Consider the following 16,271-nt stretch of genomic DNA (forward strand, 5'->3'; position numbering starts at 1 on the left):
AAAAGGCTCTTCTTTGCATCTCACTACTAGTACCCGCATTCTTCACATATACATAAAAGCAGAGCAGATATCGGGAGGATAGGTCTATGAAAAAGAAGATTGAGAATACGATTCATAAACTGGTGAGTGATCTTCAGGATAAACAGAATGCAGAAGGAAGTTGGTCCTTCTGCTTTGAAAATAGCGTGATGACAGATGCGTATATGATCATTCTCCTGCGTTCACTTGACATGCATGATGAAGAGTTTGTGGAACGGCTGGTGAATCGACTATGGAAGCTGCAGACAAGGGAAGGGACATGGAAGCTTTTTGAAGATGAGAAGGAAGGAAATCTGTCTTCAACGATTGAAGCCTACTTTGCCCTATTGTATAGCGGAACGGTAAAGGGCGATGATAAGAGACTTGAGAAAACCAAACATTTTATAGAAAAAAAGGGTGGCTTAAATGGGGCGCACTCGATTACTAAATTTATGCTTGCGATTAATGGACAATATGATTGGAAGCATTTGCTTCCGATCCCCATCGAGTTTGTAATGATCCCGAAACAATTCCCCTTGAATTTTTGGGATCTCAGCAGCTACGCACGAGCCCATTTGGCACCACTACTGCTGCTGAAAGACCAGCAGTTCTCGATAAAAATGAACGACATACCACAAATAAAGCATCTGTCCCGCAGACCACAAGAAGTAAAATACAGTGAAAGGGAGCTGAAATTATTTTCGAAAATCAACGAAGGCCTGCAGTCCTTGATAAATATTCCATCCCACCTTCATCTACAGGGCCGGCAGTTTGCCCAGCAGTACATGCTTCAACGGATTGAACCAGATGGAACGTATCTGAGTTACTTCAGCACGACCTTTTATATGATTTATGCCCTGTTGGCTTTGGGATACAAGAAGGATGATCCCATCATTATAAAGGCTGTGCAGGGTTTGAAAAAGATGGCATGCGAAACGAAGGAAGGCATTCATCTACAGAATTCTCCCTCCACCGTGTGGGATACAGCACTGATCAGCCATGCTATTCAGGAAGCGGGTGTGGATGCAGGAGACCATTCCGTAGAGAAGGCGGTGGAGTACCTCCTTAAGAAACAACATTTTCGTTATGGAGATTGGGCGATGGAGAGTGGTATAAAGCCTGGAGGATGGGGCTTTTCTGAGAGCAACACCATTCACCCCGATGTGGATGATTCGACGGCGGCTCTCAGGGCCATTACCTATTCAGCTGCAGAAAGTCCACTAATCCGGCAATCATGGAACCGTGGGATTGAATGGGTGATCGGTATGCAAAACCGTGATGGAGGCTGGCCGGCTTTTGAAAAAAACAAGACGAAACCTATTCTCACTTCTTTTCCAATGGACGGGGCAGAGGCAGCGGCAATCGATCCATCAACCCCTGACTTAACAGGAAGAGCACTGGAATTCCTGGGCAGCCGGGCAGGATTGAACAAGGATCATCCACAGGTGAAAAGAGGGGTTCAGTGGCTGAAACTGATGCAAAAGGACGATGGCTCATGGTATGGGCGCTGGGGTGTCTGCTACATCTATGGAACATGGGCGGCCATCACGGGAATGAAAGCAACGGGAGTTCCTTCTTCTGATAAACATATCCAAAGAGCAAAAGCATGGCTGGAAAGAATTCAACACAAAGACGGGGGCTGGGGAGAATCCTGTTACAGTGATCAGGAGAAGAAATACGTGCCTCTTCACTTCAGTACCCCCTCACAAACTGCATGGGCACTGGAATCTCTCATCTGTATCGAAGACAAACCAACCCCTGCAATCGACCTTGGAATCATGGCGCTTCTCGAATTAATAAACGGAGCATCAGATGACCCATCCAAAACGTATCCCACGGGAGTCGGTCTTCCAGGACACTTCTATATACACTACCATAGCTACCGGTGGATATGGCCCTTGATTACACTAAGCCGGTACAAAGAGAAATACGGGTGAGGTCCATCCCTTATTAAGATTGTTTTGGAGGTGTTTTTCTTGAAATTCTACATTGAATAGAGTAAAAAAATAGTTAACAGATAGGAAAGTTTCTTTTTAGAAATGGAGGGTTCACCATCACCGATTTAAATACATTATTTCGCAAAAGGATCCATTATCCAACCAAAGCGAAAATCACCTTTCAACAATTAGATACCATTTTAGAAGAAACAGCTAAAAACATCCCATTCGAAAATCTATGCGTTATCGAAAATACATTCACCGATCTTACCAAAGAAAATCTAATGAATAAAATGCTCGTAAAGAACGAAGGTGGTCTATGTTATGAATTGAATTCATTGTTTTATTTGTTTTTGATCGAAAATCGATTTGATGCGGTTCTCGTTCGTGGAGTCGTCTACAATCATGATAAAAAGCAGTACCAGACGTCAGGAAGAACTCATGTGCTCATTTTAGTCACACATAAGGATACAACCTATGTGATTGATACAGGTTTTGGAGGGAATCTCCCGTTAAAACCAGTGCCGTTATCGGGAGAAGCTGTCGTTTCTTCAAATGGGGAGTTTAGAGTCAAAAAGGCCGACAGTCCCCATGGAGATTATATTTTTGAAATGAAATTAAAACATAAGCATTCGGAATGGAAAACCGGATATGCTTTCGATTCGGGTGATCACATAAAGGATGTCTCTCAATTGAATGACATTCAAACGATTATTGCCAAACATTCAGGTTCCCCTTTTAACAAGCATCCATTGCTGACAAAACGGACTGATAACGGGAATGTAACGTTAACCGATACGTCCTTTACACATTGGAAGGATGGAGAGATGACGAAAGAGGTAATCGATCACGAGGGATATAAAAAATTATTGAACATCTGGTTTAAATAATAAGCATAAAAAAAGACTCAGAAAAAATCTGAGTCTTTTTTTACTTACCGAGTATTTCCAAAACTCCTTTATATATAAGGAAAAGAGAGAATATAAGAATTGCTAAAATGCCAATGACGTCAGTTACCGGAGCGATGCTCGCTAAAAACGTTCCTGCTAAAGGAGCTTTCAATAATGCAAATCCGGATAAAATACCCGCTACCAACAAAAGAATAAAACGATCCATTCTGTCATGCCTCCTCTCAGGGTAGTATATGTCTGAGGGATGTGTAAGTTGAGCCCAAGATTCCCGATGTTGTCTAATGGGCAAATGGACTATTTACACAGGCATAATGGAGACAATCTGTTGAATCCTCACGAAAAATACAGAGTCACCGGCTTTAAGGGCAATATGATCCGGTTGAACCTCGATCAAGTCGCCTCGAATCGTGTCTTTCGTGGTCTCCACAATGAGCATTTTTCCCATAACGGACTGCAGTCTGCTGACGACGAATGGATCAATCAATGTGGTATAGGAAGTATTTACATTCAAGCCCTGGTTACGATCATAAGGCTGATAATAGCTATACATAAAGCACTCTCCTTCAAGATGAAGTTTTTAAGTTATCTCTTCATTTGTATGTAGGATAGGTGGTTTGTAGTATTCAAAGCAGAAAGGAATGGACCCTGGTGGATGAGGGCCCATTCCTTTAATTCTGGCAGATATTTAGTTCAATCCTAATTCCTCTAAAATCGAATCCAATGTTTTTCCGTCAATTGATTCAACTGGACCAGGAGCATCCTTAACATGCTCATTCTGTAACAGATAGTTCTCTTGAACAAACTTCATATCATTCGCATCCACCACTTCATCGAAATTGATGTCGGCAGCACGATTGTTTGTGTTCCAGGCATTCTGAATGGCAAGGGCATCATGGATGTCGATGACATTATCCTGGTTGACGTCTCCTCCAACGGGTTTCATATTGCTCACTCTATGATATTTTCCATAAAGCTCTCCATTGTATTCATATCCGATTTTCTCATTATTCTTCTTAGTTAAGAAGTGACCGGGTAGTGTTACGGTTATCTCATAAGGGTCATTATTTAATGGGAGTTTCTCGATGGAGTACTCACCATTATCCGTGATGGAAGATGGAATAAAGACGTCCCCAGTAGAATTTTTGAATTCTACGTTTGCACCTGCTTTTTCCCAATCCTTTTTGGCATTGTAGCCATTACCGGTATCGAATCCTTCAGGGCTTACGAATCCCTTTATTGAATTAAAGTCAGGATTTACAGAGAATCCAGCACCAGCATGCAATAGGTTCATTGTTTCATTGTTAGAATTTGTAATGGTTACTGTTGGATCCAGAACGTCTTGTTTAGTGAACACTTCATCTTGAAGCTTTACTTGCACATCAACAATTGTGCTATGGTCGAATGATTGAACAGGTTCGTTGAACGTTACTTTGATTTGATTTCCTTCAAGTGTCAAGGACGCTTTATCTGAAAATTTCCCGGATAGTTGGGCATCGATCACTTCCGGATTTTTTCCGTAGTAATCTTCAAATGTCCAGGTGGCTTCCTTTGCATCCTCAACATTATCAAGTACTAAGGCTGCCTTTACGGTTTCACCTGTTACAACGGTATCGACTTCGGTTTGCAGATATGCATTCGGTGTGCCTTCTTTAATGAAGAAATAGTTCTTCTCTGGAGTGTTGTTTCCGGCCATATCATACCCCTTCATTCTAAAGTTGAGGGCATCCACGTTCTCGTTCATTGCGATTTCTTCGACAAACTTACCGCTCTCATCCATATAAAGAGGGGAGGAAGGGAATGGTGAATTCCAATAATAAATCATAAAGTTTTTAGATTGATCTGCGTCGATTCCTTCTTCTTTCATGTCTTCAATAAGTGGATCTGTAATTTCAATCTCAAAAGGATACGTTTCCTGACCTGGTTTATATTCAAGGAACGGAGACTCACCATCCAGAGAACTCTTGAACGAAGGACCTACAATGTCAATATAGAAATGCTCTGTTTTTGTTTTTACTTTACTCTTTGGATCTTTCATCGCATACTTGATTTTATAGTGACCCGGTTTAGCGATGCTCATTTCTTTTGAAACGGGATTTTTCTTATCGCCTGTAAATGCGAAATAGCCACCCTGGAAAGCCCTTAATAAGTAGTCGTTATCCAGCAGGGCACCCTGTAAACCAATGGTACCGATCAATCCCAGATCTTCACCTGTTTCTCCATCCTGCAGGATCACGTCCATGCTTTCCATCGGTGAACTCAGGTTGAATTCAACAAGTGCCCATGGATAGCGGAATGGATCATAACCATGCGTATAGTGTGGAGGGGCATAGGTAGGGGATAACAATCCAAGGGTATTAAAGCCTTCCTCCGATCTCTTCACACTAAATGGCACACGGTAGCTTTCTGTTTGGTCATTTCGGTTCGTCACGACAAGGTATCCTTCATAAATCCCTTTTGCGGCGGTTTTTGGCATTGTCAGGAAGAGGTTTGAGGTCTTTTTATTGCCTCCGTTCACCTTAATGGACGTATCAGAAGTCACTTCAACTCCATTTTCCTTGAGACTGAGGGTACCTTCCTGTACATTTTCTTCAAAGGTAATGTTAAAGGTTTTCTTTTCATCGCTATTATTGATGATTTCAAAGCTTTTTTGTACTCGGAGATGATCCCCTTCTGCCACCACCTGATTTCCAAAGCTCAGTCCACCAGTCGGGTTATCGATTGCAATTAGTTCTTCTCCGTTAGGAAGTAGCGTCTTGTCTTTTATTTGGATTTTTGTCTGACTGTGAAGAGCTTGGTACGGATCCACTCTTCCTGCCCCAACCTCAAATACGCTGTAATCTCCCTTCAAAGGATCGGAAGAGTTCATAAGAATGGTTTTAATATCAGCAGGCTCAAGATCCGGATTTTCTCCTAATAATAAAGCTGCAACTCCCGCTGTGAAAGGAGAAGCCATCGAAGTTCCCGAAAGTCTTGAGTAAGCATACTGATAGTCCTCCGTGTTCTCAGGATCGATCATATAAGAAGGGAAAGTAGATAGGACGCTGACCCCGGGAGCGACTACTTCAGGTTTCATATCCAAGCTTTTGTTGACTGGACCTCTTGAACTGAAATCGGCTAACTGGTCACCTTCTGTAAAGCTTTCTTCTAAGTTCGTAAACGTGAAGTTTGATGTGCCACTGGCGATTGCTGCTTTTAATTCTTCCCCGGCAGCCTTTGTCATCGAGAAAGCCGGAACAAAGTGGGCTGATTCTCCGAGGTTATATCCTACATGACCTTCTGCATTGTTGTACATGATCACGGCTTTAGCACCATGTTCTTTGGCAAATTTCACCTTGTCATTCAGAGCAAAATTTCCTCGTTGAACAAAAGCGATCTTACCTTCTACATTTTTATTCTCATAGTCTTTTTCATACCCAAGGCCGACATCTATTAATTCCAGTGATTGCTCTTCCAGACTGGCAAATGTGTGAGCAAATCCTCTGGCCATACTCACAATGCCGGTTGACCAGCCATTTGTCGTTTGACCGGTAAAAGTGGTTTGGGCAACGGGGACATCACTCGCCCCGACTGTCAAAGCTAGAGCAGCTGTACCAGGAGAGCCAAGGGTGAAGTCATTTGGTCCTGCATTCCCTGCTGAAACAACGGCCGTCACACCGTTTAATACGGCATAGTTAAGAGCGGTACTAGTAGGATAATAAGGATCATTGACACCTGCTCCCAATGATAGGTTGATGACATCCATACCATCTTGAACCGATTTCTCAATTCCTGCAAGGACGTCTTCTGTGTAACCACTTCCGTAAGGACCAAGGACACGATACACATATAGGTCTGCATCCGGGGCAACACCTTCTACCGATACTTCACTATCATTCTCGTTTTGTCCTACAATGGTTCCGGATACATGAGTACCATGAGAAGTATAATAGGAATTTCCCGTATAACTGAACTCTGGTTCACTCGTACTCTTCCAATCTTCATACGTTGCCTCCATTGGGTCTGCATCATCGTCAACAAAGTCATATCCACCTTTGTAGGCATCTTTTAAATCAGGGTGGTTATAGTCGACACCTGTGTCAATGACTCCAACTTTGATTCCGTCTCCTGTGATTCCTTCCTTATGTAATTCATCCACCTTTAAATAAGGAATGCTTTCAACGGATGTCGTAATTTCACGGTCTACATCATCAGGAAGGTCTTGTTGAACCGGATCGACTGTATAGGAATGGTTTTTAAATACAGCTTTGACTGCTTTGGAGTTAAGCAGCAGCTCAACTTGATCGGCAGGAAGCGTCATGGCAACACCGTTATATGATTCTTTATAGGTTTCAGTGATTTTCGGCTCTATCTTCTTTCCTTTTACAAGACTGGGAGATAGATGTTTCGCAACATCTTCTTTAAACATCTTATGTTCTTTATCCACCTGGGCTTTGGCGTCTTCTTTCTTTACCGTTTTTCCTTTTACTGCAGCTTCTAGTACAGCTACATGCCCAGGTTTGGATTGAAATTGAACAATGACGGAAATCTCTTCAGTGGATGCCAATTCATTCGGTTGAAATCCTTGGAGACCCTCGGTGTTATTTAATTCCAGTTGATGCAAGGCTTGTCTTTGCTCTTCTGTCAAAGAAGACAAAATCGTTTCTGCTTTCCAATCCGCAGCCGTAGCTGTTGGAGAGGAGTAGCCCGATACGGGGGATAAGAGTAATCCAGTGGATAATGCAATCACAGCTGATTTCTTTGCGATGGAAGATCCATTCATCATTTCTACCTCTTTTCTGTAGTTTTGGAGACATAATTCGAAATATTATTACAATTTGATTGTAAATTGTAAGCTGGGATGTTTGTATGGGGGTTTATACAGTGTCTATTTAACTACTCATTGGTCTGGAATTGATGATTTACCTTCTGATCTTGAGGGGGAGTAGGAGAAAAGTAGTGAAAAAAGAGTATTGAGTTGGGGTTTTTGATACACCAAGTAGATTGACTCAACAGTCAAGGAGAAATCAGCCAGAAAAAAAATGATAAAAGAATACCTCCTTTTATCATTCGTCGTGTCATTACTCTAATTCATAATAGCTTATCTCATTGGACATTTTATCGGATGCAAGCTTGAATCCTTTGTCTGTTTGCCCGGTTTTTACAAAATATAAGAATAGTTGTCTTTCATAATGCTGATACATCAACTTGCTCCCCGTTTTGATGAAATGGGGGAGAGCTGTATTTTCAATATACTCATATAATTCTTGTTCATTTCCTTTTATGGTAAGTAAATATATTTCAAAGAATACGTAGGTGGGATCCTGATGCTGAGTTGCCATTTTCAGGCCTTTTGTCGCTAATTGATTGAGCTCTTCAAAAGAAAGCAGATTCCCTTTCAAACAAGCCAGTATATATCCGCTAAGTGTGACTAGATAATGGGAAGCTGGGGTATCTTCATTGATAAGTTTTAATGCTTTTTCATAGGATTCTTTTGATTCAGAATATCGTTTTCTCCTAAAATATTCGAATCCCAGATTGTTGTGGATTTTATGTGCCCTTTCCTTGGAATTAACGGATTCACAGACTCTGAGGAGCTTATCGTACTGTTGTTTGGTTTCTTCCATATCAAAGGGTTCTTTGGCATTCAATTGGATTAAAATCAACGTTTCAGAATCGATAACCCTAAGGATATTCAGTGTTTTTTGGAAAAAATGCAAAGCTCTTTGCCCATAATAATAGGCAAAAGTGTTTGAATGAATGGAATGATAGGCTAATGCCAGATGAAAATAATATTCGGAGTTCGGATATTCATCGTCAATCTGTTTTAATACTTTAATGCAAGAGTTAAACTGCCTTGTTGAATGATGATAGATTCCCTTGACATGCAGCAATAAATTCTGTTCGAAAGGGGAAAGAGAGTAGTTTTTATGTTCGAACATGTCCAGTATTTCTTTTGCATTTCCAAGTTTATTAAAAAAAAGATAATATCTTGCCAATAATAGGTTGTAGTGAACAAAAAAGTCGGAAAGAAATCGTAAGGGCTCTTTTTCAATTTCTTTTTTTAATTGATCGATGTCATTCGTCCGAATCATAATGATGGCATCGTTCCACTCTGACAACTTCACCTGCAGGGAATGATAGCGGGAACGTTCTGCTTCCATATCGATTCCGAGCCTCCTCGCAAGTAAATCAGTGATTTCACTGGAATACTCTGTGATTCCTCTTTCGATTTTACTGAGATGTGTGGTAGAGCAGATCCCCTGTGCAAGCTGCTCTTGAGTCAAACCCGAATCTTCACGATGAAATTTAATTAATTTACCTTCGATCATACTACACCCCAAATGAACTATTTTATTATCCATTATAGGAAATATCTTCTCTGTATTCTATAGGTTACGAACAAGACGGAGGTCTGAAGGCAATAACATCCAAATCCAATAGAAGCTGAGCTTCTAAACTGATTTTTTCTCTTCCTCATTAAATTCCATCTGCACTTCTTTCACTAATTGGGGTGAATTCTGTATTATTTTTCCAATATATATGAAACCAGCAACCGTAATCCCGGTCATGATCCAGCTAAAGGCTTGTCGGATTATTATCCCTTTATCGAATGCTTCAACTCCGTACTCCAGAATAAGCCATGCTTTAACAATTGCCAGAATCCCACTTCTCAAGGCAAAACATAGAGTGATTAATTGAAAAATCCGATAGAGAGGCTTTTTATAATAGAGTCGCTTACAAAAGGAACGGTCGTATCCTTGAAGTTCTGCGAAGTCAAGTCCAAAGAAAAGGGAAATCGGTTTTCGGCACAACATGCTAATGAAGAAAAATAAGCTTAAAGCAGCGGCATAGTATACATTACTTCAAAGGAGTTGGAGGGAGGAACCAGCCAGAACGTCAATCAGAGTACCGACAATCAGCGTGACTAAAATGAACAAGCCAAACGTATTTACTTTCTTCATTTCGATAAAACGATAAACCGTATAGATGATTCCTGGAACAGAAAAGAGGAGCATAGCATAATAATCTCCAATGTAATCCCTCATGATATTCCATACGAAAAGGGGCAGGGCTACATACATCAACAAGTCAAGTAAGACAAAATTTTTTTTCAACCTTATCCCTCTTCCTATTATTTACTATTACTATTCATACGGATAATGATGGAAGAAGTTTCACAATATGTATTCCTTTTACTAAATTATGGGCTAATTCTTTATATAAAAGTGATATGATTATTAGTGGAGGTTAAATAAGAGTTTAGAAGGAGGAATCCCTTTTGGTACCGGTTATTTTCACAATGATCCTGCTTATCTCACTATGCTCCTCTATTTTTTATGTAGTGAAGAAAAGGAAAGCGGCAGGTATTACTGGTTTTAAGACAGCTTTACCATCCATATGTTTTTTCATGATTGCAATAATGAACCTGTTGGCTCATTGGCTGGGATTCAGGGGGATCATCAGTTGGTTTCTAACCATTGTATTCCTATTTGTTGGAGCCTACTTTACTAAATATATGGTGCCATATAGAACGGGGAATTAGGGAAAGAGGTGTACTTCCTAATAATCTTATTTAGTAGATTGGCATTCTTGAACACTCAGAGCATAGAAAACTCTGAGTGTTTTTGTAGTCTCGATCGTCAACAATCACGGGCTGTTTACAAAATAAGCGCACGATTTTTTCTATGCTCTTTTCGCAAAGGAGCCGTCTTGAAAAGCCGCACTTCTTCTTCCGTTTGTGGAATGACCTTTGGCACCGGCTTCGGTTTTCCATTTTCATCAACGGCCACCATCGTAAGGAATGATTCAGTCGTCAGGGTTTTGACACTCGTTACGAGATTCGTAGAGTAGACCTTTACATATACTTCCATGGATGTTCGACCTGTAGACGTAACGTAGGCTTCCAGACTTAACGCATCGCCGACCGTTGCAGACGACAAAAAATCCACGGAGTCAATCGATGCCGTGACGACGACTGAGCTGGAGTGCTTCATTGCTGATAGTGCCGCAATTTCATCAATATAGGAAAGGATCTTTCCTCCGAAAATCGTTTGCATATGATTGGTGTCTGGTGGCAATACCAATTTTGTTTGTATGGTTTTTGAACGCTCTACCGAATAAGCTTGTTCCATTTTCTCATCTCCCAGTTTAATTTCTGAAATAAAAAAAGCATCTTCCTTTGAAAAGAAGATGCGGCTATTCCAGGTAAACGTTCTGAGTACTATAATTCCTCTTGTGACGTCTCATTAGCGCAACACCCTCCTATCTCCCGTAGGAACTCTGTGTTCTTCTCAATTGGCAGGTCTCCTGGCTCAGCGTCAGCAATTTCATATTCCTTCCCATTTCGATGCGAAACAGTGGAACCATACGAAATCTCAGCTTTACAGTGGCGGGACCGCGTTGGACTTTCACCAACTTCCCTTTTAAGAAGATGACCTGATCATCTTCACCAATGAGCAATGTTTAAATTGTGAACGCTTTTATTTTATCACAGGAATGAGAAGGAAGGGCTTTATTTGGTGGGTATTAATGGATATAAATTAGAAAATTTACCTAAATATTGAAACTTTTCTACAACTATTCCGTAAATAATAGTGTAGCTAGCAATTTTATTAAATAATAAATCGGTTGTTCGACTGATTTATAGAAAAGTTTGAGAGGGGTTGTCAGAATGCTAGGATCGTTAAGTATTATCGGATTTTTCATGTTCCTTATTCCTGTTCTGGTTATTGCCGCTATTGCAGGGATCGCGTATTATTTCTGGATGAGGTTCCGCTATCGTACAGCGAGATCCAACCAGGCACTGATCATTACCGGACCGAAACTGGGGGATCCTGAAAAGGAAACGAATATTTTCACCGACCAGGAAGGGCGTTCCATGAAAATCATCAGGGGTGGTGGGTACAGGTTAAGACGTTTCCAAACATCCACACCTGTTAATCTAACAAGTTTCCAATTGAAATTATCGACACCGAGAGTGTACACAAATGGCGGAGTACCAATCGTTGCAGACGCAGTGGCCATGGTGAAGGTGGCCGACACATTAAACGGAATTGCGAACTACGCTGAGCAGTTCCTTGGTAAGGATCAAAAAGAAATTGAAGATGAAATCATCGAAGTGCTGGGAAGTAATCTTCGTGCGATTCTTTCGAAAATGACTGTTGAAGACATCAACAGCAACCGTGAGAAATTTAACGCTGACGTTTCGGAAATTGCCCAGAAGCAGCTGGATCTCATGGGCTTCAAAATTACGTCACTCGGGTTGACTGACATAAGGGATGCAGACGAAGAAAATGGCTACTTGAAAAATCTTGGTCGTCCACGTATCGCCGAGGTTCGCAAGCAAGCTGAAATTGCAGAAGCAAACACAGAGCGAGAAACCCGTATTCACCGTGCCCAAACCGATCAGGAAGCGAAAGAAGAAGAATACAAGCGTCAAATCACGATCGCCGAATCCAAAAAAGAAAAGGATATTAAAGACGCATCCTTCAAAGAAGAAACAGAGCGGGCAAGAGCAAAATCCGAACAGTCCTATGAGCTGGAAAAAGCTAAATTAGCCAAGGAAGTGAAGGAAGAGGAATTAACGCTTCAATTCCTCGAGCGAGAACGTGCAGTCAAGCTTGAAGCAGAAGAGTCAAAAGTGCGTAAAACAAAAGCCGATGCCGAATACTACGAAACCACTCGTAAAGCGGAAGCGGAAGCTCGGAAGGCTGAAATTGACGGGGAGGCGAAAGCCAAGATCCGCAGGGAAGAAGGTTCTGCCGAAGCCGATGTTATCAGGGAACGTGGTAAGGCGGAAGCCGAATCCCGTAAACTGCTTGCTGAGGCAATGGAGAAACATGGAGATGTCATCATTACTGAGAAACTAATCGAAATGCTGCCAGTTTTCGCAGAGAAAATTGCCCAGCCGCTTAACAACATCGAATCCGTTAAGATCATTGATTCCGGTAATGGCCAGGGAGTCCCTTCCTTTGGGAAAAGCATCACCAGAACGATGCTTGATATGCAGGAACCATTGCGTGAGATGACAGGCATCGATGTAGGTGAATTACTGAAGTCATATGCAAACCGAACCCATGAGAGACCTTATCAGCCAGCGATCTCTGAATCAGCTGACAAGGAAGTCGCAGTGACGAACGAAAAGGAAGAAACAGACGTAAAAGAAGAGAGTCAAAGTAAATAAAGTGAAGGAGATGTCTCGGGTGTATGGAGACATCTCTTTTTTTGAGTGGGATAAAATGAGTGCCAGGCACGGAATGTTGATTCTGTGCCTGGCACTTATTGTTATGACCACTGTACCAGGTACAAATAGGATAAATTGTACCTGGTACAGCAGATCTATTTCAGATTGTGGACGATTCGACTGTTAAATAAATTTTAAAAATCAACAGTTAAATTTCCCAAGGAATTAAACAGGTGAAAATACATATTAATTTAACTGTCAAAAAAAGAGCATAATTCAACAGCCAAACAAACCCATCAACCCTCTACCCCAACCTCAATATGCCGGGAACCATTAACATCAAACAATCCTAAATCCGTCAGCTTCAACTCAGGGATAACAGGCAATGTGAGAAAAGAGAGAGTCAGAAATGGATTAAAGTCCCCGGAAAATCCTATTTCTATAAACGCATTTTTCAACTCCCTGAGCCCTGATACCACCTCTTCAAATCCCTGATCAGACATCAACCCGGCAATCGGTAACTGAAGAGAAGCAATGACATTTCCGCCTTTCACCATCACCAGGCCGCCATTCATTTCGTTAAGCGACTCTATGGCTTGCAGCATATCACGATCATTTGTACCAGTTGCGACAATGTTATGAGAATCATGAGCAATGGTTGTGGCGATGGCTCCTTCTTTCAATCCTAAACCCTTTACTATGCCCAAGCCGATGTTTCCTGTCCCTTTATGTCTTTCAATGACAGCCATTTTAAGTTGGTCCTGTTGAATAGAAGGGATAAAGAATCCATTTTCTACTTGAACTTTTTCAATCCGTTTATTGGTTCTAAGGTGGTTAGGGATAATTTCAATAATATGTGCTTTATTTGTTCCGCCTATCTCGATTTGCAGATCCTTTTCAGTGAGATCCGGAATATGGACAGTTGAAGTCAGAGGTGGTGTTGGCGCCGGTCTTACGATTGATTCGCCAACATATCGACTATGTGCAGCTACTAGTTTTCCTTCTTTGTACACCTCTGATATAGAGATCGTTTTAAGGTCATCCAATAATACAAAATCCGCATCGTATCCAGGTGCTATGGCTCCTTTTGTGTGTAACCCATAGCATTCAGCAGCATTCAAGGAGGCCATGGAAATGGCTAATAGAGGATTGAGTCCCTCTTGGATGGCTAGGCGGATATTGTGATCGATACTGCCTTCTTCCATCAAATCATCCAAATGTTTATCATCTGTACAAAATAGACAACGACGGGCGTTTCTTTCGTTCACTACACCTATAAGTGATTTTAAATCCTTGGCCACGGATCCTTCGCGAATGAGAAGGTACATCCCTCGTCGTATCCGTTCCAATGCTTCAGGGACGGTGGTGCATTCATGATCGGTCCGAATGCCCGCCGCTTTATACACATTGATCGCGTTTGTGGAAAGTCCTGCTAAATGTCCGTCCATATTGTGACTATACTCCGAGGTGACAGTGATTTTATCGACAATGGAATCCTCGCCTTTTTGGAGGGAAGGGTAGTCCATTACCTCTGCCAGTCCAAGGACACGCTCATGCTTATAGAAAGGGTCCAGCTCCTTGGCTGTCAGGGTTGCCCCTGCATTTTCAAACGGTGTTGCCGGCACGCATGATGGGAGCATGGTAAACACGTCTAATGGAATGTTCCGGGAATCATCTAGCATGAATCCGATTCCTTCTTCTCCGGATACATTCCCGATTTCATGGGGGTCTGTAATAACGGTCGTGACCCCATGTGGGAGGACGACTTTTGCAAATTCGGACGGTGTGACCATGGAGGATTCTATATGAACATGTGCATCGATAAAGGAAGGACTAATATATCTCCCCTCTGCGTCGATTACCTGTTTACCTTCAAAATCTCCAATTCCAACGAACATCCCATCTGAAATCGCCACATCTTCTTCAATGATGTCAAGATTGAAAACATCGATGATTTTTCCATTTTTAATAACCAGATCTGCCGGGATATCTTTATTCGCAGCTGCAATTCGTTTTTTTAGTCTTTCTTTATTGGTACTCATGGGATCCTCTCCTTATCTATATAAAAAAACCCCGGGATGCACCCGAGGTTTGACGTAGAGAGAGAAGAATAGAGACTTTTGGCTCTACTCCCTCTCGTAGTCAAACCATTTACGGTGGTTTGGTAGAAACTTTTGGACCATATTTCCAATATTATACGAGTGTTTATATGATTTTATATGTTGAAAATGATTATTTCACATTTTATATGCATCAAATGGAAGGTGTCAATGGTAATCGGTTTTTAAGTAATGAAAAATATTCTCCCTTTTGTGAGTCAAAATGTCTCAGAGAGTTGAATGTGCTAATCTGACAGTTTATAAGTTGATATATTTCTCCAATGGTTATACATTAAATGTACAAGTAAAATACAAAACTTGTACAAAACACAAAAGGAGTGGAAGAAATGAAAAAGATTTTCTCGATTTTGGCAACTGTCATGTTAATGTTATCACTGGCTGGAGGCGCGTTTGCGGCTGAGAATGATGCGATGGTGCGTATTGTCCATGCTTCTCCTGATGCTCCTGCTGTCGATGTGTATGTGGATGGAAATGCAGTGGTTGAAGGCGCAGAATTTAAAGCAGCAACAGATTATATGAATCTTCCTGCTGGGGATCATAAAGTTGAAATCTATGCTGCAGGAACCATGGGAAGCGAAGATCCTGTCATTTCTCAAGATTTAACGGTTGAAGCAGGAATGGCTTACACCGTAGCGGCTGCTAATACACTCGAAAACCTGGAGTTAGTAGTAGCTCAGGATTCAATGGATGTAACAGAGGGAATGACAAAGGTGCGTGTCGGACATCTTTCCCCGGATGCTCCAACTGTTGATGTTGGTCTTGTAGGTGGGGACTCACTATTCAGTGGAGCCGAGTTTAAAGCAATCACCGATTATCAAGAGTTAGATCCAGGAACTTATGACTTAGAAATCAGAACACCAGAAGGAGATCAAGTATTAGACCTGTCTGGAACAATGCTTGAAGAAAACACGGTATATAGCGTGTTCGCAATCAATACTGCAGATCAATTGGAAGTACTTGTCCTGAAAGATTATACATTAATGCCTGGCAGTATGCCTGAAACTGGTATGGGTGGAGCAGCGACTGAATCGTCTTCTACTCTTCCAATCGTACTTGCAACGGCAGTATTAGGTGGAGCAGCACTACTATTTGTTACACGCAGAAAACTGCAAAAATAATGAAA

Annotated in this window: 13 protein-coding genes and 2 riboswitches; of the genes, 5 read left to right on the forward strand and 8 right to left on the reverse strand. The window is 41.5% G+C overall.

Going from position 1 to position 16,271, the window contains the following annotated elements:
* Positions 1-86 precede the first annotated feature (86 nt).
* Entirely contained in the window at positions 87-1,955 is a 1,869-nt protein-coding gene (gene shc, locus ACCB35_RS05870; RefSeq protein WP_374056171.1) for a squalene--hopene cyclase, read from the forward strand.
* A gap of 116 nt (positions 1,956-2,071) precedes the next feature.
* Positions 2,072-2,845, forward strand: a complete 774-nt coding sequence (locus tag ACCB35_RS05875) for an arylamine N-acetyltransferase (protein ID WP_374056964.1) — start codon at positions 2,072-2,074, stop codon at positions 2,843-2,845.
* A 40-nt stretch (positions 2,846-2,885) separates the two neighbouring features.
* Here ACCB35_RS05875 and ACCB35_RS05880 read toward each other — a convergent pair whose 3' ends face one another.
* From ACCB35_RS05880 to ACCB35_RS05905, 6 genes are all read right to left on the reverse strand, one after another.
* The gene (locus tag ACCB35_RS05880; RefSeq protein ID WP_374056172.1) at positions 2,886-3,071 is read right to left on the reverse strand and encodes a hypothetical protein; all 186 of its coding nucleotides are present in this window, start codon (positions 3,069-3,071) and stop codon (positions 2,886-2,888) included.
* A 93-nt stretch (positions 3,072-3,164) separates the two neighbouring features.
* Complete coding sequence (locus ACCB35_RS05885) at positions 3,165-3,416, reverse strand: YuzF family protein (RefSeq protein WP_374056173.1); 252 nt, start codon at positions 3,414-3,416, stop codon at positions 3,165-3,167.
* 135 nt (positions 3,417-3,551) lie between these two features.
* Positions 3,552-7,628: a S8 family serine peptidase gene (locus tag ACCB35_RS05890; RefSeq protein ID WP_374056174.1), complete on the reverse strand. Its 4,077-nt coding sequence runs from the start codon at positions 7,626-7,628 to the stop codon at positions 3,552-3,554.
* A 295-nt stretch (positions 7,629-7,923) separates the two neighbouring features.
* Positions 7,924-9,174 (reverse strand): helix-turn-helix domain-containing protein, encoded by a 1,251-nt coding sequence (locus ACCB35_RS05895; RefSeq protein ID WP_374056175.1) that lies wholly within the window; start codon positions 9,172-9,174, stop codon positions 7,924-7,926.
* A 123-nt stretch (positions 9,175-9,297) separates the two neighbouring features.
* Entirely contained in the window at positions 9,298-9,660 is a 363-nt protein-coding gene (locus ACCB35_RS05900) for a hypothetical protein (RefSeq protein ID WP_374056176.1), read from the reverse strand.
* A gap of 48 nt (positions 9,661-9,708) precedes the next feature.
* Positions 9,709-9,960 (reverse strand): hypothetical protein, encoded by a 252-nt coding sequence (locus tag ACCB35_RS05905; protein ID WP_374056177.1) that lies wholly within the window; start codon positions 9,958-9,960, stop codon positions 9,709-9,711.
* Between the two features lie 185 nt (positions 9,961-10,145).
* Here ACCB35_RS05905 and ACCB35_RS05910 point away from each other — a divergent pair, with 185 nt between their 5' ends.
* Positions 10,146-10,388: a hypothetical protein gene (locus ACCB35_RS05910; protein ID WP_374056965.1), complete on the forward strand. Its 243-nt coding sequence runs from the start codon at positions 10,146-10,148 to the stop codon at positions 10,386-10,388.
* Between the two features lie 115 nt (positions 10,389-10,503).
* On the opposite strand, the gene ACCB35_RS05915 is transcribed toward ACCB35_RS05910, so the two are convergent.
* Positions 10,504-10,977: an acyl-CoA thioesterase gene (locus ACCB35_RS05915; RefSeq protein WP_044339765.1), complete on the reverse strand. Its 474-nt coding sequence runs from the start codon at positions 10,975-10,977 to the stop codon at positions 10,504-10,506.
* A 147-nt stretch (positions 10,978-11,124) separates the two neighbouring features.
* Positions 11,125-11,314: riboswitch (cobalamin riboswitch) on the reverse strand.
* A gap of 202 nt (positions 11,315-11,516) precedes the next feature.
* Between ACCB35_RS05915 and ACCB35_RS05920 the strand changes: the two genes are divergently transcribed.
* The gene (locus ACCB35_RS05920) at positions 11,517-13,028 is read left to right on the forward strand and encodes a flotillin family protein (RefSeq protein ID WP_044339763.1); all 1,512 of its coding nucleotides are present in this window, start codon (positions 11,517-11,519) and stop codon (positions 13,026-13,028) included.
* A gap of 296 nt (positions 13,029-13,324) precedes the next feature.
* Here the strand turns inward: ACCB35_RS05920 and ade are convergent, their stop codons facing one another.
* A complete protein-coding gene (gene ade / locus ACCB35_RS05925) occupies positions 13,325-15,070 on the reverse strand; it encodes an adenine deaminase (protein WP_374056178.1) in 1,746 nt (581 codons plus the stop codon).
* A 77-nt stretch (positions 15,071-15,147) separates the two neighbouring features.
* Positions 15,148-15,249: riboswitch (purine riboswitch) on the reverse strand.
* A 225-nt stretch (positions 15,250-15,474) separates the two neighbouring features.
* Between ade and ACCB35_RS05930 the strand changes: the two genes are divergently transcribed.
* The gene (locus tag ACCB35_RS05930) at positions 15,475-16,266 is read left to right on the forward strand and encodes a DUF4397 domain-containing protein (protein WP_374056179.1); all 792 of its coding nucleotides are present in this window, start codon (positions 15,475-15,477) and stop codon (positions 16,264-16,266) included.
* The last annotated feature ends 5 nt before the right edge of the window (positions 16,267-16,271 follow it).

This window comes from Rossellomorea sp. FM04394 (assembly GCF_041889765.1).
Classification (GTDB): Bacteria; Bacillota; Bacilli; order Bacillales; family Bacillaceae_B; genus Rossellomorea; species Rossellomorea aquimaris_B.